The sequence below is a fragment of the Nitrogeniibacter aestuarii genome (assembly GCF_017309585.1).
In the GTDB taxonomy this organism is placed as follows: domain Bacteria; phylum Pseudomonadota; class Gammaproteobacteria; order Burkholderiales; family Rhodocyclaceae; genus Nitrogeniibacter; species Nitrogeniibacter aestuarii.
Map to the genome: position 1 here is coordinate 4,218,194 of NZ_CP071321.1, position 16,847 is coordinate 4,235,040.

Below are 16,847 nucleotides of genomic sequence, written 5' to 3' on the forward strand. Positions count from 1 at the left end.
CCGTCCGGCTCAGCGCACACGCAGCAGGTGGCCAGCGGCCGTGTAGCGGGCCAGGAACAGGTCGCCCGGCTCCGTCGCCTCATGACGATCGGCCGTGAACGCGCGCGCATAGTGGCGGACCACACCGTCGTAAGGGGGCAGGTGCTCCAGGGCATCGCGAATAGCGAGGCGATTGGTGGTGCCCGCCTGGTCGATGGCCAGTGCCAGCATGTGCATGAGGTCGTAGGCGTGGGCAATGCCGATCACAGAGGGGATGGCCGTTGGCGCCAGACCGTCGTAGCGGCGGCTCGCCTCCTGTGCCAGCGCGGTCGCACGGGCATTGCGCGGGTGTTCGAAACTGAAGGTCTGGATAACGCTGAAATCGACCTTGCCGAGCGCATCGCCACACAGTTGCGGGAACTGGCCCCCCGTCACACCCCAGTGGCTGAAGATCGGCAGGCGCTCTTCGACCGGCAGGGTCGCCATGGCACGCACCAGCGCGGCGCCTTCGGGCTCGTTGGCAACGAGCACAATGGCTTTCGCCCCGCCCGAACGCAGACGGGCAATCGGCTCCCGCCAGTCGGGGAACCCGCCCCAGTGGTGCCATTCCGGCTCAAGGATCTCGATATCGGCCCGCCCTTCGGCGTGACTGCGCGCCGCGCGGTCACAGCTGCGGCCCCAGCCGGTGCTCGGCAGCATGAGCCCGCAGCGTCCCAGCCCTCGCCGGGCGGCCGCGTCGAGCAGAGAGGCCATGGCCCAGCTGTCGATCAGGCCCACCCGAAAGGCGAAGTTGGGGCGAGAGCCGTTCCGGGTAATCGCGTCCGCGGCCGCCCAGGGATTCATGAGCGGCAGGCCGTAACGCTGGATCAGCGCAATCTGCTCAAGCACCACGGGGCTAAACTTGCCGCAGAAGTAGGCCACCAGTTCGGGCATGTCGATGAAGGTGCGTACGTTCTCCACGCCACGCGCCGGCATTGAACGATTGTCCAGTGCCATGAGCTTGAGCATGCGACCGCCCAGCACACCACCCGCGGCGTTGATCTGCTCGATGGCAATCTCCATGCCGTGGCGGATGGCCTCGTCGGACGTGCTGGTGTGTTCGCGGAATTCGGCATCCAGCCCCACCAGCACCGGCTGCCTGCCGGCGGTCGCTGCCGTGGCCGGCGCCAGTACGGCGCTGGCACCGAAGCCCGCCATCGCGCAGAGGAAGTCGCGTCGCGTCGCCATGACCGATGCTCAGATGGTCTCGGCCGCCTGACGCTCAAGCAGTCCGTCGACGGTGTCGATGAGCTCCAGCGGGCTGAAAGGCTTGGTGAGGTAACCGTCACAGCCGGCCGCTGCGCCGGCCTGAAGGTCCGATTGCTGGCCGCGCGCGGTCAGCATCACCACCATGACATGCTTGAGTGCCGGGTCCTGCTTGATGCGCTCGCACACCTGATACCCGTCAAGCTCGCCCGGCATCATCACATCGAGCAGCACGACATTGGGCTTGACCCCCTCGGCCATGCGCAGGCCCCCCACGCCGTTGTCGGCCTCATGCACTTCGTAGTCGCCGAAGTCGAGGGTCATTCGGATCAGTTTTCTCAGATCGGGCTGGTCTTCGACCACCAGGATGACTTTGCTCATGTCGCACTCCTTGGCTGTTCTGTTAAGAGGTGGCTTTGGCGGTTCGGCGCTGCATCAGTTGCGCCAGATCACGCGCGTAGCGCTGGGCCTGCTCGAGATCGAGCTGGCGAGAATCGCTCTTGGGGGCGCCGGTGGGCATTTCGATGGCGCATTCGATTTCGTCGGTTTCGGGCTGGTCGATGACCAGCCGGCCGCCATGCAACTCAACCACCTGCCTGGCAAGAGAGAGGCCGAGACCAAGGCCGGGCTCGCCTGCCGCCGTGGCGTTCTTGCCGCGATAGAGTGGCCGCAACAGGCGCTGGCGCAGGTGTGCCGGAATGCCGGCAGCGCCCATGTTGCGCACGCTGATGCGCACGTATTCACCCTGGGCGACCGCCGACAGATACACCTCGCTGCCCTGGGCGCCGTAGCGCACGGCATTGTCGATGCATTCGATGAGCACGCGGTCGAGCCACTTCTCGCTGCCATACACCGGCGGCAATTCCTCGACCTTGCCATCAATGAGAATGCGCACCTGACGCTCGTTGGCCACACGCCGGCAGTAGTCGGCGGTGCGGGCCAGCCACTGGGCCACCACGATGCGCTCCTCGGCCACCAGTGCCTCGCCATCGCTCAGGGCGGCGAGGCCTACCAGCTTGCCCACGGTATCGAAGACCGCATGGCCGGCGTTCTTCACGGCTGTGCGCAGGCGCGTGACCTCGCCCGCATCCGCCGTATCGATCTGCTGCTCCAGTGCTTCGAGCGCTGCACTCAGGGCCTCCATGTCGTCGCCGCATTCGCGCTGCAACATGCTGCTGAAATTGGACATGGCGGTATCGAAGAACTGGCTTTCGGTGAGGTTGTGCAGGATCACGACCAGATCGGTGCCGACCGGACTGGACATCAAGTGTGCCCGGATCACGTCGGCGTCAGCCACCAGGCAGTCGCGACCCAGTTCGATGTCTTCGGCATGCGGCAGCGCCGTGTACCCGGAAGCCACGGAGACGACCATGCGCTCCAGGTCGGGGTTCGGAATCCGGGCGCCGAGCGCTGCCGGGATGAGTCGCAATGCCGCCTCGTTGGCAAAGCGCACCTCGGCCTCACGCGACACGATGAACAGACCATCGCGAACGGTGTGGAAGAGACGTTTCATCAGCGGATTCATGGCGCACCTCGATTACATTTGATATTTGCTGTTTCTTTTTATCATTTCTATCACTTTTGACGGTATTTGCAAGATAAGTTTGAGTTTCGATCGCCCGTAACCGACGAACGGCAGGTTTTCGGGCAGCAATGAAAAACGGGCAGCCGCTGGATGGCGACTACCCGCTGGGAATGGATCCGGCGCCAACCTTCTGCGCCGGTGCGTCCTGACTGTCATGAAACCTGCAGACGAAAAAAAACGGCCGCCGCAGCGACCGTTTGCTCAATAACGCGGGCTCGATCAGAACAACTCGATATCCTCGTCGCCGCGATCGTGCTTACCTGCCATGTACTGGGCCAGCGCTTCCTTCACCGGCATGCCGTTCATGACCGCTTCGAACATCTCGATTTCTTCCCGGGTGGAGTAGCGCACACGGATCTTCTCCTGAAGCGACACCCACTCGTAGGGATTGAAGAGCCGGTTCTGGTCGACCACCAGATTCGACAGGGCGCTGAGACTGTGACAGACGTGGGCCAGACGCTGGACCAGCTTGTCATAGAACTGGAAGGCGATGATGGACTGCTGAACCCGGTCGCTCAGCTGGGAGGCCTGTGCCTGCAGCCCGGTTTTGATCTCGCCCATCTCGCCCTGGTCGGGCAGTGCATCGAGCTCGTTCGACATGCCGCGCACGTAGCCCGCCAGCGAAGTGAAGGCATCGGTCAGGGTTTCAACGGAGTTGTCGCCATCGCGCATGGCCGCTTCGATCTGGCCCGCGGCCAGTTCGAGCATGAGCACTGTCTCGCGCACCTGGCTCCAGTCGAGATCCGGCTTGTGGGCACGGGTGCCCCGGCGTTCGTCTGTATCCACTTCACTCATCGCAATCCTCGCGTACTCGGCACTGGGTAGGTTCTACACGGCACCGACACGAAAAACTTGATGGTGTTCGGGCAGGGCGCCTCAAATAAAGAGGGGTTCCGGTTCGAGGTCGACGCTGAATCGCGTCTTCACGTCCTGGGCAATACGTTCCGCGATGCGCTCAACGTCAGCGCCCGTGGCCCCACCCCGATTGACCAGCACCAGCGCCTGGCGGTCGTGGCAGGCCACCGGCCCGAGCGCACGCCCCTTCCAGCCGCACTGATCGATGAGCCAGCCTGCCGCCAGCTTGATGCGCCCATCCGCCTGGGGATAGTGCGGCGCTTCGGGATGAACGGCCAGCAACGCGCCGGCCTGTTCCGCCGACACCACGGGATTCTTGAAAAAACTGCCGGCATTGCCGATCACGGCCGGGTCGGGCAGTTTGGCCCGACGGATGGCGATGATTGCATCCGAGAGCTGATGCGCAGTGGGTGCGCCCACCCCATGCTCGTCCAGCCAGCGGCGCACGTCGGCATAGCCCTGCACCGGCTGCCACACCCGCGGCAGACGAAAGACCACACGCGTGATCAGATAGCGCCCTGCGGCCGCGCGCTTGAAGACGCTGTCGCGGTAACCGAAAGCACACGCACTGGCATCGAAACGAACCTTCGCCCCGGTGTCGAGATCGACCGCATCGAGGTGGTCGAAACGCTCGCACAGTTCGAGACCGTAGGCACCGATATTCTGGACCGGCGCAGCGCCAACGGTCCCCGGGATCAGCGAGAGGTTTTCCAGCCCCGGCCAGCCCATGTCCAGGGTCCAGCGGACGAAATCGTGCCAGTTCTCGCCCCCGGCCGCCGCCACGCGGACGTCGTCTGCGGCCTCCTCCACCAGCGCGCGCCCCTTGAGGGCCACATGCAGCACCAGCGCGTCCACATCGCCTCGCAGCACGATGTTGCTTCCGCCCCCGAGCACCAGACGCGGCGCGCGTAGCCGACCGTCGGCCGCCGCCGCGACGAGCGTGTCCACGTCGTCCACCCGCCAGTAGCTGCGCGCACGACCAGGCAGGCCGAAGGTGTTGCTGTCATCGAGGGGCACCTGGGCGTCGAACTCGGTCATGCGTCGGGCGGGCTGGCAATGGGAAAGAGGCGATCGTAAGCAATATTGAACACGAATGCGTAAACCACATAGGCGACGACAAGCCCGATGTCAGCCATCAGGGCGTCGAACCACCCCAGGCCGGTCCACAACATGACCACCGGCAAGGTCATCGTCAGCAGGCCCAGCTCGAACCCCAGGGCATGGACCAGCCTCAGCGACCATGGGCGCTTATCGGCGGTGCGCCCGGTCAGGCGAGCCTCCAGCCAGTCGAAGCTGGTGTTGTAGGCGCCGTTCCAGAGCGCGGCAATGAGCGCGATGATGGCGAGCATCCCCACCGAATCGAGCAAGGGCACGTCGCCCAGCCAGGCGAATGCAGGCGAAATGATCAGCAAACCGCCGATTTCGAACAGGGCGATCTGCCGGATGCGGTCAGCGAGGGTACGGAGAGCGGGAGCAGTCACGGGCGGTCGGGCACGAATCGAGCCGGCATCATGACCATAGCCCCGCGATCATGCAAGCGCGCTTGTGCGCCGCAACTTGCCAGTGACAGGCGCTCGGCGCACGCTTCGCCCACCCCACCGCAACGGAGTCAGAGATCATGCAGACCAAGACAAGACAGACCCTCGCCGCACTCACCCTGCTCACCGGCGCGCTGCTCGCGCCATCCATGGCAACGGCGGGCGAAAAGCCGGGGGTGGTCATCCAGATGAGTGAAGCCGATCCGGCCAAATGGAATCTGGCGCTCAACAACGCCAACAACCTGGTCACGGCCATGGGTGGCGCTCATGAAGTGGATGTGGAGATCGTGGCCTTCGGACCGGGCCTGTCCATGCTCAGGGAAGACTCGCCGGTCAGCGAACGCCTGGGCGTCGCGCTGTCCGATGGCGTCAAGCTCGCCGCCTGCGGCAACACCATGAAGAAGATGAAGGTCACCGACGGCGACCTCTATCTGGGCGTGACCGTGGTTCAGGCCGGCGTGAAGGAAATCGTCGATCGCCAGCGGGCTGGCTGGTCCTACGTGCGCCCGTAACACCGAAACAGGGGATGTGGTTGAATGATGCCTTGCGCATCACACGACCACATCCCCCATGGCACGCATCAGGATCGACCTGCCCGAACAGTTCGGCTTTTCCACCGAACTGCCCATCTACCTGAGCCATATCAACTATGGCAATCATCTCGACAACGCCTTGCTGCTGACCCTGGTGTCCGAGGCACGCAGCCGCTTTTTTCATTCGCTGGGTTATCAGGAACTCGACGTCGAAGGTCTCGGCATCGTCGTCTCCGATGCCGCCGTGCAGTACCGCTCGGAAGCCCATCATGGTGAAACCATGCGCGTGGCCATGCAGGCGACGGACTTCAACAAATACGGCTTCGATCTGGTGTGGCAGATGAACGATGTGGCCACCGACCGCGAAGTGGCCCGTGGCAAGACCGGCATCGTCTTCTTCGATTACGACGCCAGGCAGATCGCCTCGGTGCCCTTCGCCTTTGCCCGGCGGGTTGGCGGCACCAGTGCGTAAGCGGATGCGTCGCGCCCTCGGCGTACTCCTGCTGCTCGCCGCGACCGGTGTCCACGCCGGCAAGGCGGACGTCCTCGACGCGCAAGCGCAATGCGATACGCAACGCCAGTGCACCCTGAGCGTCACCGTCCGCCATGCCGACAGCGGCTGGGACCACTATGCCAACGCCTGGATCGTCCGCACGCCTGACGGCACCGTGCTTGCCACACGCGCCTTGCTCCACCCCCACGTGAGCGAGCAACCCTTTACCCGGTCACTGCCGGGGGTGGTCATTCCCCCCGGTATCGAGACCGTGATCATCGAAGCGGTGGACTCGGTTCATGGCTCGGGCGGAACGCGATTCACACTCCCGATCGATTGAGATCACCCGTGTAGGACAGGTGTGTAGGACGCACCGAAATGGTGTCGATTCCGGCCCGAAAAGGTCTCGAATATCACAATCGTTGTGCATTTTTTGCTGCACAACAGCATGACAATTTCGCACCCAAAGACCTCGTAACAACTGGAAAAACTTTGTTTCAACCCCCGCAAGCTACTGTTTCGCAACAATTTTGATTTCATGACATTGGCGTCGACCCGGCGGTTTTCAGGCAACGCCTGAGTCCACACGCACAGTGGCATGCCGCTTGCATCGTGGTGTGCGTCGGGTGGCGCCCCTGCGCCGCCCCAGAGAGCAGAGAGGCATCGACCATGAAACGAAAGCTGTTAGCCATTGCAGTACCCCTTGCACTGGGCTTTGCCAGCAGTGCCAACGCGCTTGTCTATTCCACCTACGACGGTGAAGTGCACCAGACAACCGAATCCGTCTTCGCCGTGGGTGCCGATGCGATGGCCCCCATGACCTTCGACTTTTCCCTGGACACGGCGTCCTACCTGAGCTTCGAGGGCTTCACGTCCATGAGTTCGGTGCTGGTGAGCCTGTCGAGCACCAGTGTGCTCGGTGGCTGGCTGATCACGCCATCGTCCTCGGGATTCAGCTCCATGACTTCGCTTCTGGCCGCGGGCGACTACAGCCTGAGCACCATGGCCTTTGGCGATCCGGGTTACTACGCGTTCGAAACCACCGTGACGCCGGTGCCGGAACCCGAAACCTACGGCATGTTCCTGGCCGGCCTGGGCATGCTGGGCCTGATCGCCCGCCGCAAGCTCGACGCCAAGGCCTGACCCTCCGACACCGGGCGCCTGTCACCCCGCCCGGTGATTGCCGCACGCAGGCACCTCCTGGCCTGACGTGCGGCTTTTCTCATGGGCGTCAGTCCTCGCCCATGGTCTCAAGCTGCTCTTGCACGTCGAGCCAGCGCATTTCGGCCGCATCGATATCGTTGCCCAGCACCGCCTGGCGCTTGAGCAGATCCTGCAGCAAGGCGCTGTCCGGATCGGCGTAGAGCCCCGGATCGGCCAGACGCTCGTCAAGCAACTGTTTTTCCTTCTGCCAGCTGGCGAGCTTCTTCTCCAGCTGCTCAGCCTCCTTCACCAACGGACGCCGGAGCGCCAGCCGCGCCTTGCGATCGGCGGCAGCCTGCTCGCGGTCCGCCTTGCGCTGTGCCTTGTCCGCCGAGCGGTCCGGGCAGGCCGCGTCGGCCAGCGCCTGGGTACGCTGCGCAGCCAGCCAGTCGCGGTAATCGTCCAGATCCCCGTCGAAGGGCTGTATCCGCCCGCCGTCGACCAGCACGAAGCGGTCACAGGTCGCCGCCAGCAAGGCGCGATCGTGAGAGACCAGCACCATGGCGCCATCGAAGTCCTGCAGAGCCAGCGTCAGGGCGTGGCGCATCTCCAGATCCAGGTGGTTGGTGGGCTCGTCGAGCAGTAACAGGTTCGGCTGCTTCCAGATCAGCAGTGCCAGCGCCAGACGGGACTTCTCACCACCCGAAAAAGGGCCGCACGCGCTTGTGACACTCGCGCCCACGGCCACGCCGTCCTTCTCGCCCCGGAAATCGAAGCCGCCCAGATAGTTGCGCAAGTCCTGCTCCCGCGCCGCCGGGTCCAGCCGGGCCATGTGCTGTAGGGGAGACTCATCGGGCCGCAAGGTCTCAAGCTGATGCTGGGCGAAGTAGCCCACCGCCAGCCCTTTGCCATCGCTGCGGCGCCCCGACTGGGTCGAGAGCTGACCGGCAAGCAGTTTGATGAGCGTGGATTTGCCCGCGCCGTTGCGACCGAGCAGGCCGATGCGCTCGCCGGGCCGCAAGGTGAGCTTGATCTGATCGAGCACGGTCTTATCGCCATACCCCACCGCCACGTCCTCGAGCGTGATGATGGGATCAGGGGCTGCCGGCGCTGGCCGGAAACTGAAGGTGAACGGGGTGTCCACATGGGCGGCCGCCACCGTCTCCATGCGCTCCAGTGCCTTGATCCGGCTCTGCGCCTGGCGGGCCTTGGTGGCCTTGGCCCGGAAGCGGTCCACGAACTTCTGCAGGTGCGCACGCTCGCGCTGCTGCTTGTCGAACATGGCCTGCTGCTGCGCGAGCCGTTCGCCACGCTGGCGCTCGAATTCGGAGTAGCCGCCGCTGTAGAGCGTGAGCCGTTGTTGCTCGAGATGCGCCACATGGCCGACCACCGCATCAAGAAACACCCGGTCGTGGGAGATGAGCAGCAAGGTGCCGCGATAGTCCCGCAGCCATTGCTCCAGCCAGATGACGGCGTCCAGATCCAGGTGGTTGGTCGGCTCGTCGAGCAGCAGCAGATCGGAGCGACACATGAGCGCCTGAGCCAGATTCAGGCGCATGCGCCATCCGCCGGAAAAATCCGACACCGGGCGGGCGGCATCCCCTGGAACGAAGCCTAGGCCATCGAGCAGCGCTGCGGCACGCGCCGGCGCACTGTAGCCGTCAATCTCCTGCAGCCGCCCATGCAACTCACCGATACGCTCACCGGCATGGGCCGCCTCGGCCTCGCCCAGCGCCCGTTCGACGTCGCGCAATTCGGTATCGCCATCGAGCACGTAGTCGAGCGCGCTGCAATCGAGCGCTGGCGTCTCCTGAGCCACGTGCGCGATGGTCCAGTTGGGTGGCATGTCGCAATCACCGCGATCGGCGTGCAACTGCCCGCGCAACAGGGCAAACAGACTCGATTTGCCACAGCCATTAGCCCCCGTCAGGCCCACCTTCCAACCGGGGTGGATCTGCAGGGTCGCCTCATCGACGAGGACTTTCGCACCACGGGCCAGGCGCAGGGCTCTGAACTGAATCACTTGGGCAAAACCGTGAAAAAACCGCTATTGTACGGGCTTGTTCATCCAGCCTGACCGTGTCCGCCCATGCCGTTGATTCCCCGCGCCCTGTGCCTCGCCCTGATGCTTGCCGCCAGCGGACATGCCATGGCCGAAGAGCCAAGCAGTGGCGAACTGCGCGCCCAGGCAAAAGCGATTCGCGACGATGCCGAGCGGGCCTTCAAGGTGACCACCTACCATTGCTACGGCAAGTTTCTCGTCAATGCCTGCCTGGATGAAGCCAAGCTCGATCGTCTCGAGCAGGTAAAGGTGGCGCGCGCACTCGAGGCAAAGGCCAGCACCATGGACCGCCGCAAGCGCGTCAAGGCCATGGAGGCGCGGCTACGCAAAACCGAAGCATCCGGCGACACAGCGCCTGACGGCACGCAATGAAAAAACGCCCCGTTCCGGGGCGTTTTTTCTGTTTGGGGCAGGTCAGAAATCGCCGGGTGCCGTGGTGAAACCCAGCGCATCCCAGTCGAGCATGCCCCCGCGGTAGTAGTAGATGTGATCGGCCGGGAAGCCTTCGCGCACCATGGCGTGAATCGCCATCGGGCTTTGCGGACAGACCGGACCATTGCAGAACGCGTACACCTTCTTCGGCGTCGCGCACTTCCAGGCGTCGGCGGACTTCTCGCAACCCAGTTCATCCAGGCGTGTCGCAACCTCGGTGTATGGAATGCCCATCGAGCCGGGGATGGTCTTGGCCAGGTATTCTTCCTGACTGCGCATGTCGATCACCAGCGCATCGCGATCATTCAGCGCGTTGAGGATCTCGATCTCGCCCACCACGGTCACGCCCGGCTCAGGCTCCATCACCTGGATCCAGCCCTTGTTCTTGGCACACGGCGTCATGGTCCGGGTGATGGTCACCTGCTGGCCATTGGCCTTGGTGACCACGAACTCCGTGGTCTCATCAATGATGCGCAGATTCTCCGCAGCGACGGTGCCTGTCGCGAGTGCCAGCGCGGCGGCCAGCATCCAGTGCTTGTTCATGTCTCTCTCCTCTGATGACAGTTGAGTGTTGTTGTCGTAATGGAGAGGCGACTATATAAGCATTTTCTGATATTTAAAACCCCCACACCCCTTTTCCCTTCGATGCGACGCTCGGCGGGTTTCATGTCTTTGAATCTCTGATAAAATTTCGCATCTTTCGCGCCAGCCGGTTTGCTGGCGCTTTGCTTTTTCCGGATTCAGGATTCGCGCAGTGCTTATCGCCAACAACATCACCATGCAGTTCGGGGCCAAGCCCCTGTTCGAGAACGTCTCCGTCAAGTTCGGTGACGGCAACCGCTACGGCCTGATCGGTGCCAACGGCGCCGGCAAGTCCACATTCATGAAGATCCTGTGTGGCGCGCTTGAGCAAAGCGCCGGCAACGTCACCAAGGAAGACACCGAGCGCATGGCCTACCTGCGCCAGGACCAGTTCGCCTACGAAGACATGCGCGTGCTCGACGTGGTGATGATGGGCCATGAAGAGATGTGGGCCTGCATGCAGGAGAAGGACGCCATCTACGCCAACCCTGAGGCGACCGAAGACGACTACATGAAGGCAGCCGAACTGGAGGGGCAGTTCGCCGAATACGACGGCTATACCGCCGAGGCACGTGCCGGTGATCTGTTGCTGGGCGTGGGCATCCCCACCGAGCAGCACAACGGGCCCATGAGCGAAGTGGCCCCCGGCTGGAAGCTGCGGGTGCTGCTGTGTCAGGCGCTGTTCTCCAACCCGGACATCCTGCTGCTAGACGAACCGACCAACAACCTGGACATCAACACCATCCGCTGGCTCGAAGACGTGCTCAACCAGCGCGACTCGACCATGGTGATCATTTCCCACGATCGTCACTTCCTGAACCAGGTGTGCACCCACATGGCCGATCTGGACTACGGCACCATCAAGGTCTATCCGGGCAACTACGACGACTACATGGAAGCGTCCACCCTGGCGCGCCAGCGTCAGACCCAGGCCAATGCCCGTGCCAAGGAAAAGATCAACGAGCTGCAGGAGTTCGTGCGCCGCTTCTCGGCCAACAAGTCCAAGGCCAAGCAGGCCACCAGCCGCCTGAAGCTGATCGACAAACTCAAGCCCGAAGACGTCAAGCCCTCGTCCCGTCAGTACCCGTGGATCCGCTTCGAGGTCGACGCCAAGGACAAGCTGCACCGCCAGGCGGTCGAGATCGAGAACCTCTCCTTCGCCTACGAAGGCATGGAAAAGCCGCTGATCGACAAGTTCAATATCGCCATCGACGCCGGTGACCGGGTAGCCATCATCGGCGAAAACGGCGCCGGCAAGACCACGCTCATGCGTCTGCTGGTGGGTGAGCTCACCCCCCAGAAAGGCAACATCAAATGGGCAGAAAAGGCCAAACTGGGCTACTACGCACAGGACCACGCGGCTGATTTCGATTCCGACGCGTCACTCACCGACTGGATCGCCGAACACGTGCGCGATGGTGGCTTCGAGGGCGAAGACATGGAGACCCTCATCCGCGGCACCCTGGGTCGCCTGCTGTTCTCGGGCGACGAGGTGAAGAAGCCGGTGCGCGTGATTTCCGGTGGTGAGCAGGGCCGCATGCTGTTCGGCAAGCTCATGCTCCAGAGCAAGAACGTGCTGCTCATGGACGAGCCAACCAACCACCTGGACATGGAATCGATCGAATCGCTCAACGCGGGCCTCGAGAAATTCAACGGTACCTTCATCTTCATCTCCCACGACCGGGAGTTCGTCTCCTCGCTGGCCACCCGCATCATCGAGATCAAGCTTGACGGCGACATCATCGACTATCGCGGCACCTACGAAGAGTACCTGTCGAGCCAGGGCATCGAATAAGCGGCCACAGGCAGTCGAAGCCTCATGATCCACGCTGTTCGCCCCGTTGCCAGCCTGCTGCTGGGCATGGCCATCCTGCTCGCGGGTTCCGGCCTCATCGGCACCCTGCTGGGCCTGCGCGGCAGCGTTGAAGGCTTCAGCGGTTTCACGCTCGGGCTGGTCATGTCGGGCTTCTTCACCGGCTACATCGCTGGCGCGTTCACCACCCCGCCGCTGATCCGGCGGGTGGGCCACATCCGCACCTTCACGGCCATGGCGGCGCTCGCCGCGGTGGTCTCCATGCTCTACGGCCTGTGGGTCGACCCCTGGTTCTGGTGGGTGCTGCGCGTTATCAACGGGATCGCCATGGTGGCCATCTACATGGTCATCGAGAGCTGGCTCAACGAGCAGATGCACGAGCAGCGCGCCAAGATCTTCGCCGGCTACATGATGGTCAGCTTTGCCGCTTTGGGCGCCGGCCAGTTTCTCATCGGCGTCTATGGGGCCGACCATCTGGCCTCGTTCGTGCTCGTGGGGGTGTGCTTCACCCTCGGCCTCATTCCGATTGCCCTGACACCCGTCACGCAACCGACCCCGATCGACACCCATCGCTTGCCGCTCGCACATTTGTACCGGGTGTCCCCGGTCGGCTATTTCGCCGGCCTGGTCTCGGGGCTGGTGTCAGGCGCTTTCTGGGGGCTGGCGGCCGCCTTCGCCGCTCATCAGGGACTCGACGATGGCCAGGTGGCGGCCCTGACCGCGGCCGCCATTTTCGGCGGCGCACTCATGCAGTGGCCGATCGGCAAGCTCTCCGAAGGGCGCGACCGACGCAAGGTGCTGGTCGTGGTGTGCGCGCTGGCCGTGCTGAGCGCCGGTGCCATGTTCCTGATCGGGCCGCGTGACCCGATGGGCCTCATCATCGCCACCGGCTGCTACGGCGGCTTTGCATTCTCGCTCTACGGACTGGCTGTTGCCCAGACGCACGACCGTTTTCACCCCAGCGAGGCCCTTGAGGCCACCAAGGCCCTCCTGCTGCTGTCAGGACTCGGCGCCGCCATCGGCCCCATGGGCACCGGGGCACTCATGAGCCTGACCGGGCCCCGGGCCCTGCCGCTGATTCTTGCGGGCCTGTTGCTGGGCCTGGTCGCGCTGACGGTGTGGCGAATCCTCCGGGATGCCCCCGTGGCCGACAACGAGCGCACCGAGTTCATGCCGGTGCACCGCACCTCGCTGGCCGCGACGGACATGGATCCACGCATTCCCCACGCGGAAGACGCCGTCGCTCGCACGGAATGAGCTTCGCTGCCGGGGCATTCCGCTCAGCGCCCACGTCCTGCACAATGCACTCATGAGCCTGACCTCCGACCCCGATCAGCGCCCGCTGCCCACCCGGCCGCGCTCTTGGGCGATCTGGCTCATGCGACGGATCGGCTGGTCGCTGAGCCTGCCTGCGCCACCCGGCCCCCGGTTCGTGCTGATCATGTATCCGCACACCTCGAACTGGGACTTCTTCATCGCCATCGTCGCCCGCTACGCCTCCGGCTGGCCGGTCAAATGGCTCGGCAAGCACACACTCTTCCTGCCCCCCTTCGGTCGCCTGTTCAGCGCCATGGGCGGCATTCCGGTCAACCGGACAACCCCGGGCTCCCTGCTTCAGGATCTGACCCGCTACTGCCAGACCCACGATCACGCCATCATCGGCATCGCCCCCGAAGGCACGCGCAGTCACGTGGCGTGCTGGAAAAGCGGTTTTCATCGCATCGCACGCGCCGCGGACATCCCGATCGCGCTGGGCTACATCGACTACCGACGTCGCACCATCGGCGTACTGGACTACATGCCGGCCTCGGACGACTTCGCCGCCGACATCGACAAGATGGCCGAACGGTATGCCGGCATCACCGGCCGTCACCCCGCCGCTGCGGGCCGGATTGCGGCGCGGTAAGGCAAACGTCCGAACGTTCGGTGCTTGATGTTTGGCGATGAGCCGATATGCTCAAAGTGGTATGAAACATGTATATCGTCCGCTTCTCGGGTCACTGATCGCCCTGGTGCTGTGTGTCGGCATGAGCGGCACGGGTGCCCGTCAGGCCCCGGATGTGCCGGGCGTCGGGGTCGTCGTGCGCCCCGCGCAAAGCCAGCTGGACGAAGAGAGCTTCCAGACCCGCCTGGTCACACGCGCTCTGGCATCGCTGGGCTACGCGATCGAACCCACGATGCGCACGCCCTATGCCGAGGCCCATCAGGCCGTCGCCAGCGGTGAGGCCACTTTTCTGGCCGACCACTGGGATCCGCTGCATGCGCCCTTCTTTGATGCCGCCGGCGGTGTTACCCGCTTGAGCATGGGCGGTACGCTGACCGATCAAGCCGTCCAGGGCTACCTGATTGACCGCAAGAGCGCCGAAGCCCTGGGCATCCGTGACCTCGGGCAGCTGCGCGAGGCCCGTCTCGCGCGCCTGTTCGACGCGGACGGCGACGGCAAGGCCGACCTGGCCGGCTGCAATCCGGGCTGGGGGTGCCGGCAGATCATCGACCATCAACTCGCGGCGTTCGACCTCACCGACACGGTCACACACCACCATGGACCCTATGAGGCGCTCATCGAGCAGGTCATCGAACGGCACCGCAAGGGCCGGCCCGTGCTCTTTTACACTTGGACGCCGTATTGGGTCAGTAGCGTGCTGGTGCCGGGTCGGGACGTGATCTGGCTGACCGTCCCGTTCTCGAGCCGGCCGGGTGACACCGATCGATCGCGCACTGCGCTGCCCGACGGCACCGACTACGGTTTTGCCCTCAACACCATCCGCATACTGGTGAACCGACGCTTCGCCGAGGCCCATCCCGACGCGATGACGCTGTTCAGACTCGTGCGCCTGCCGGCGCGCGACATCTCCGCTCAGAACCTGCGGATGCACCATGGTGAATCCAGTGAGGCTGATGTCGAACGTCATGTCAGCGAGTGGATTGCCCAACACCGTGTCACCTGGGAAGGCTGGCTTCAACAGGCCCGCGCAGCGGCTCCTTGAACCCTCAGGCGCGGATCAGGCGCTTCGCGATCCGCGGCCAGAAGAGATTGACGATCAGGCCCAGCATGAGCAGCACCCCGCCGGCGAAATGCACCGCTTCGAGGCGCTCATCGTAGATCAGCCAGCCGGCGGTCAGCCCCACCAATGGCACCAGCAATGGATAAGGCGAGACCTGACTGGCCGGATAGCGAGACATGAGCCGGCTCCAGAGCCCGTAGCCCAGCAAGGTGGCACCCCAGGCCAGGTAGAGCACGGCGCCAGCGGCGGTCAGGCTGAATCCGGCGAGTGCGGCCCCCATGGCTGCGGGCCCCTCGATCAACCAGGACAGCAGCAGGAACGGAATCGGCGGCACCAGACTCGACCACACCACGAACCCGAGCATATTGACCGGACCATGCCGAGACAGCGAGCGATTGACGATATTGCCCACCGCCCAACTGGCCGCGCCCGCCACGGTGAGCAGGAATCCCCCGAGCGGCATGCTCACCCCGTGCGCAGTGCCGATCAGCATCAGCCCGCCCCCGGCCAGCACCAGCCCCACCAGCTGGCTCGGGCGCCAGGCTTCCTTGAGAAAGACCACGGCAAAGATGAGGGTGAAAAAGGCCTGCGACTGCAGCACCAATGAGGCCAGCCCCGAGGGCATGCCGATGTGGATCGCGGTAAACAGACAGGCGAACTGCCCCACCGCAATCGTCATGCCGTACTTGAGGTAGAGGCTGACGGGCAATCGCGGGGCGCGCACGAACAACAGCGCCGGAAAGGCCGCAGCCGCGAAACGCAGTGCGCCGAGCAGCAACGGCGGCACCTCGCTCACCCCGGCCTTGATGACCACGAAATTCATGCCCCACACGAGCACGACCACCAGGGCGAGCCCGACATCCGCGGGCCGCATGGGCGCGTTCATCGGCGCGTCGCCAGAAAGACGCCGGCGCCGATCATGATCGAACCGGCGCCGCGATTGAGTCGCTGTGCGGCACGCGGTGTGCTCAACAGTCTTCGCGCCCGTGCCGCGCCGAGGGCAATGCTCATCAACGCGAGCATCAGCGCAACAAGACTGAGCCCGAGCGCCAGGATCACGTCAAGCGCGTCGAGTGCGCTCAGGTCCATGAAGGTCGGCAGAAATGCCATGTAGAACAGGATGACTTTCGGATTGGAGGCCGAAATCAGAAAACCCTGCACGAAACCGGCGGCCTGATCGCGACGACTGATCGCCACCGGCGCGTCCGTGACCACCGGTGCTCGCCACAAGCGCACGCCCAGATAGATGAGATACGCGGCACCCGCCCAGCGGATGACGGTGAACACCTCGCCCCACTGACTGGCAATGGCCGCCAGACCGAGACAGGCAAAGAGCAGGTAGAGCATGTCGCTCACCACCATGCCGAGCGACAGGCCCACACACGCCCCCGCCCCGGACGCCAGCGCACGCCCGAGCACGGCAAACACGCCCGGTCCGGGAGTGATGCCGAAGATGAACAGGGCAAGAAAGAAGCTCAACGCGGTGTGCAGGGTCATGATGTCGGTGCGCAATCAATCAGGAACCTTATTCAACGCGCTTGGCGACCACCGGGCCATGATCACATTCGATCTGCCCGACCGG

The 16,847-nt window shown here is 64.1% G+C and carries 19 protein-coding genes; 9 read left to right on the plus strand and 10 right to left on the minus strand.

Translation table 11 applies throughout. The features are described from left to right. Positions 1–9: 9 nt before the first annotated feature. From J0W34_RS19565 to J0W34_RS19590, 6 genes are all read right to left on the minus strand, one after another. A complete protein-coding gene (locus J0W34_RS19565) occupies positions 10–1,206 on the minus strand; it encodes an ABC transporter substrate-binding protein (RefSeq protein WP_230969899.1) in 1,197 nt (398 codons plus the stop codon). 9 nt (positions 1,207–1,215) lie between these two features. Beyond that, the gene (locus J0W34_RS19570) at positions 1,216–1,605 is read right to left on the minus strand and encodes a response regulator transcription factor (protein WP_227816108.1); all 390 of its coding nucleotides are present in this window, start codon (positions 1,603–1,605) and stop codon (positions 1,216–1,218) included. A 22-nt stretch (positions 1,606–1,627) separates the two neighbouring features. After that, the gene (locus J0W34_RS19575; RefSeq protein ID WP_230969900.1) at positions 1,628–2,749 is read right to left on the minus strand and encodes a sensor histidine kinase; all 1,122 of its coding nucleotides are present in this window, start codon (positions 2,747–2,749) and stop codon (positions 1,628–1,630) included. Positions 2,750–3,028: 279 nt separating this feature from the next. Further along, positions 3,029–3,604, minus strand: a complete 576-nt coding sequence (locus J0W34_RS19580) for a hypothetical protein (protein WP_227816106.1) — start codon at positions 3,602–3,604, stop codon at positions 3,029–3,031. Positions 3,605–3,685: 81 nt separating this feature from the next. After that, positions 3,686–4,702, minus strand: a complete 1,017-nt coding sequence (gene murB / locus J0W34_RS19585) for a UDP-N-acetylmuramate dehydrogenase (RefSeq protein ID WP_230969901.1) — start codon at positions 4,700–4,702, stop codon at positions 3,686–3,688. After that, positions 4,699–5,145 carry a PACE efflux transporter gene (locus J0W34_RS19590; protein ID WP_227816104.1) on the minus strand — a complete coding sequence of 149 codons (447 nt, stop codon included), beginning with the start codon at positions 5,143–5,145 and terminating at the stop codon, positions 4,699–4,701. Before J0W34_RS19590 ends, murB begins: the two co-directional genes overlap by 4 nt. 137 nt (positions 5,146–5,282) lie before the next feature. On the opposite strand from J0W34_RS19590, the gene J0W34_RS19595 reads away from it, so the two are divergent. The 4 genes from J0W34_RS19595 to J0W34_RS19610 all read left to right on the plus strand — a co-directional run bounded on the left by J0W34_RS19595 (position 5,283) and on the right by J0W34_RS19610 (position 7,371). Next, complete coding sequence (locus tag J0W34_RS19595; RefSeq protein ID WP_227816103.1) at positions 5,283–5,714, plus strand: DsrE family protein; 432 nt, start codon at positions 5,283–5,285, stop codon at positions 5,712–5,714. A 58-nt stretch (positions 5,715–5,772) separates the two neighbouring features. Then, on the plus strand, positions 5,773–6,207 hold the full coding sequence (locus tag J0W34_RS19600; RefSeq protein ID WP_227816102.1) for an acyl-CoA thioesterase: 435 nt from the start codon (positions 5,773–5,775) through the stop codon (positions 6,205–6,207). Next, a complete protein-coding gene (locus J0W34_RS19605) occupies positions 6,200–6,568 on the plus strand; it encodes a hypothetical protein (protein WP_230969902.1) in 369 nt (122 codons plus the stop codon). The genes J0W34_RS19600 and J0W34_RS19605 overlap by 8 nt, the downstream gene beginning before the upstream one ends. Positions 6,569–6,897: 329 nt before the next feature. Further along, positions 6,898–7,371: an FxDxF family PEP-CTERM protein gene (locus J0W34_RS19610; RefSeq protein WP_230969903.1), complete on the plus strand. Its 474-nt coding sequence runs from the start codon at positions 6,898–6,900 to the stop codon at positions 7,369–7,371. A gap of 88 nt (positions 7,372–7,459) precedes the next feature. On the opposite strand, the gene J0W34_RS19615 is transcribed toward J0W34_RS19610, so the two are convergent. Next, complete coding sequence (locus tag J0W34_RS19615) at positions 7,460–9,394, minus strand: ATP-binding cassette domain-containing protein (protein WP_230969904.1); 1,935 nt, start codon at positions 9,392–9,394, stop codon at positions 7,460–7,462. 66 nt (positions 9,395–9,460) lie between these two features. On the opposite strand from J0W34_RS19615, the gene J0W34_RS19620 reads away from it, so the two are divergent. Beyond that, positions 9,461–9,805: a hypothetical protein gene (locus J0W34_RS19620; protein ID WP_230969905.1), complete on the plus strand. Its 345-nt coding sequence runs from the start codon at positions 9,461–9,463 to the stop codon at positions 9,803–9,805. 42 nt (positions 9,806–9,847) lie between these two features. Here J0W34_RS19620 and J0W34_RS19625 read toward each other — a convergent pair whose 3' ends face one another. Beyond that, positions 9,848–10,408 carry a rhodanese-like domain-containing protein gene (locus tag J0W34_RS19625; RefSeq protein WP_230969906.1) on the minus strand — a complete coding sequence of 187 codons (561 nt, stop codon included), beginning with the start codon at positions 10,406–10,408 and terminating at the stop codon, positions 9,848–9,850. Positions 10,409–10,619: 211 nt separating this feature from the next. Between J0W34_RS19625 and J0W34_RS19630 the strand changes: the two genes are divergently transcribed. From J0W34_RS19630 to proX, 4 genes are all read left to right on the plus strand, one after another. Continuing rightward, positions 10,620–12,242 (plus strand): ABC-F family ATPase, encoded by a 1,623-nt coding sequence (locus tag J0W34_RS19630; RefSeq protein ID WP_230969907.1) that lies wholly within the window; start codon positions 10,620–10,622, stop codon positions 12,240–12,242. Between the two features lie 24 nt (positions 12,243–12,266). Beyond that, the gene (locus tag J0W34_RS19635) at positions 12,267–13,517 is read left to right on the plus strand and encodes an MFS transporter (protein ID WP_227816095.1); all 1,251 of its coding nucleotides are present in this window, start codon (positions 12,267–12,269) and stop codon (positions 13,515–13,517) included. A 52-nt stretch (positions 13,518–13,569) separates the two neighbouring features. Continuing rightward, complete coding sequence (locus tag J0W34_RS19640) at positions 13,570–14,166, plus strand: 1-acyl-sn-glycerol-3-phosphate acyltransferase (RefSeq protein WP_230969908.1); 597 nt, start codon at positions 13,570–13,572, stop codon at positions 14,164–14,166. A gap of 61 nt (positions 14,167–14,227) precedes the next feature. Next, a complete protein-coding gene (proX, locus tag J0W34_RS19645; RefSeq protein ID WP_230969909.1) occupies positions 14,228–15,247 on the plus strand; it encodes a glycine betaine/L-proline ABC transporter substrate-binding protein ProX in 1,020 nt (339 codons plus the stop codon). Between the two features lie 4 nt (positions 15,248–15,251). On the opposite strand, the gene J0W34_RS19650 is transcribed toward proX, so the two are convergent. Next, complete coding sequence (locus J0W34_RS19650) at positions 15,252–16,151, minus strand: EamA family transporter (protein WP_230969910.1); 900 nt, start codon at positions 16,149–16,151, stop codon at positions 15,252–15,254. After that, positions 16,148–16,762 (minus strand): LysE family translocator, encoded by a 615-nt coding sequence (locus J0W34_RS19655; protein ID WP_227816091.1) that lies wholly within the window; start codon positions 16,760–16,762, stop codon positions 16,148–16,150. Before J0W34_RS19655 ends, J0W34_RS19650 begins: the two co-directional genes overlap by 4 nt. Positions 16,763–16,847 lie beyond the last annotated feature (85 nt).

Excerpts from the sequence above, each read along its gene's own strand:
- J0W34_RS19565 (WP_230969899.1), bottom strand. The coding sequence starts at position 1,206 with ATGGCGACGCGACGCGACTTCCTCTGCGCGATGGCGGGCTTCGGTGCC.
- J0W34_RS19570 (WP_227816108.1), bottom strand. The coding sequence starts at position 1,605 with ATGAGCAAAGTCATCCTGGTGGTCGAAGACCAGCCCGATCTGAGAAAA.
- J0W34_RS19575 (WP_230969900.1), bottom strand. The coding sequence starts at position 2,749 with ATGAATCCGCTGATGAAACGTCTCTTCCACACCGTTCGCGATGGTCTG.
- J0W34_RS19580 (WP_227816106.1), bottom strand. The coding sequence starts at position 3,604 with ATGAGTGAAGTGGATACAGACGAACGCCGGGGCACCCGTGCCCACAAG.
- murB (WP_230969901.1), bottom strand. The coding sequence starts at position 4,702 with ATGACCGAGTTCGACGCCCAGGTGCCCCTCGATGACAGCAACACCTTC.
- J0W34_RS19595 (WP_227816103.1), top strand. The coding sequence starts at position 5,283 with ATGCAGACCAAGACAAGACAGACCCTCGCCGCACTCACCCTGCTCACC.
- J0W34_RS19600 (WP_227816102.1), top strand. The coding sequence starts at position 5,773 with ATGGCACGCATCAGGATCGACCTGCCCGAACAGTTCGGCTTTTCCACC.
- J0W34_RS19610 (WP_230969903.1), top strand. The coding sequence starts at position 6,898 with ATGAAACGAAAGCTGTTAGCCATTGCAGTACCCCTTGCACTGGGCTTT.
- J0W34_RS19620 (WP_230969905.1), top strand. The coding sequence starts at position 9,461 with ATGCCGTTGATTCCCCGCGCCCTGTGCCTCGCCCTGATGCTTGCCGCC.
- J0W34_RS19625 (WP_230969906.1), bottom strand. The coding sequence starts at position 10,408 with ATGAACAAGCACTGGATGCTGGCCGCCGCGCTGGCACTCGCGACAGGC.
- J0W34_RS19635 (WP_227816095.1), top strand. The coding sequence starts at position 12,267 with ATGATCCACGCTGTTCGCCCCGTTGCCAGCCTGCTGCTGGGCATGGCC.
- J0W34_RS19640 (WP_230969908.1), top strand. The coding sequence starts at position 13,570 with ATGAGCCTGACCTCCGACCCCGATCAGCGCCCGCTGCCCACCCGGCCG.
- proX (WP_230969909.1), top strand. The coding sequence starts at position 14,228 with ATGAAACATGTATATCGTCCGCTTCTCGGGTCACTGATCGCCCTGGTG.
- J0W34_RS19650 (WP_230969910.1), bottom strand. The coding sequence starts at position 16,151 with ATGAACGCGCCCATGCGGCCCGCGGATGTCGGGCTCGCCCTGGTGGTC.
- J0W34_RS19655 (WP_227816091.1), bottom strand. The coding sequence starts at position 16,762 with ATGACCCTGCACACCGCGTTGAGCTTCTTTCTTGCCCTGTTCATCTTC.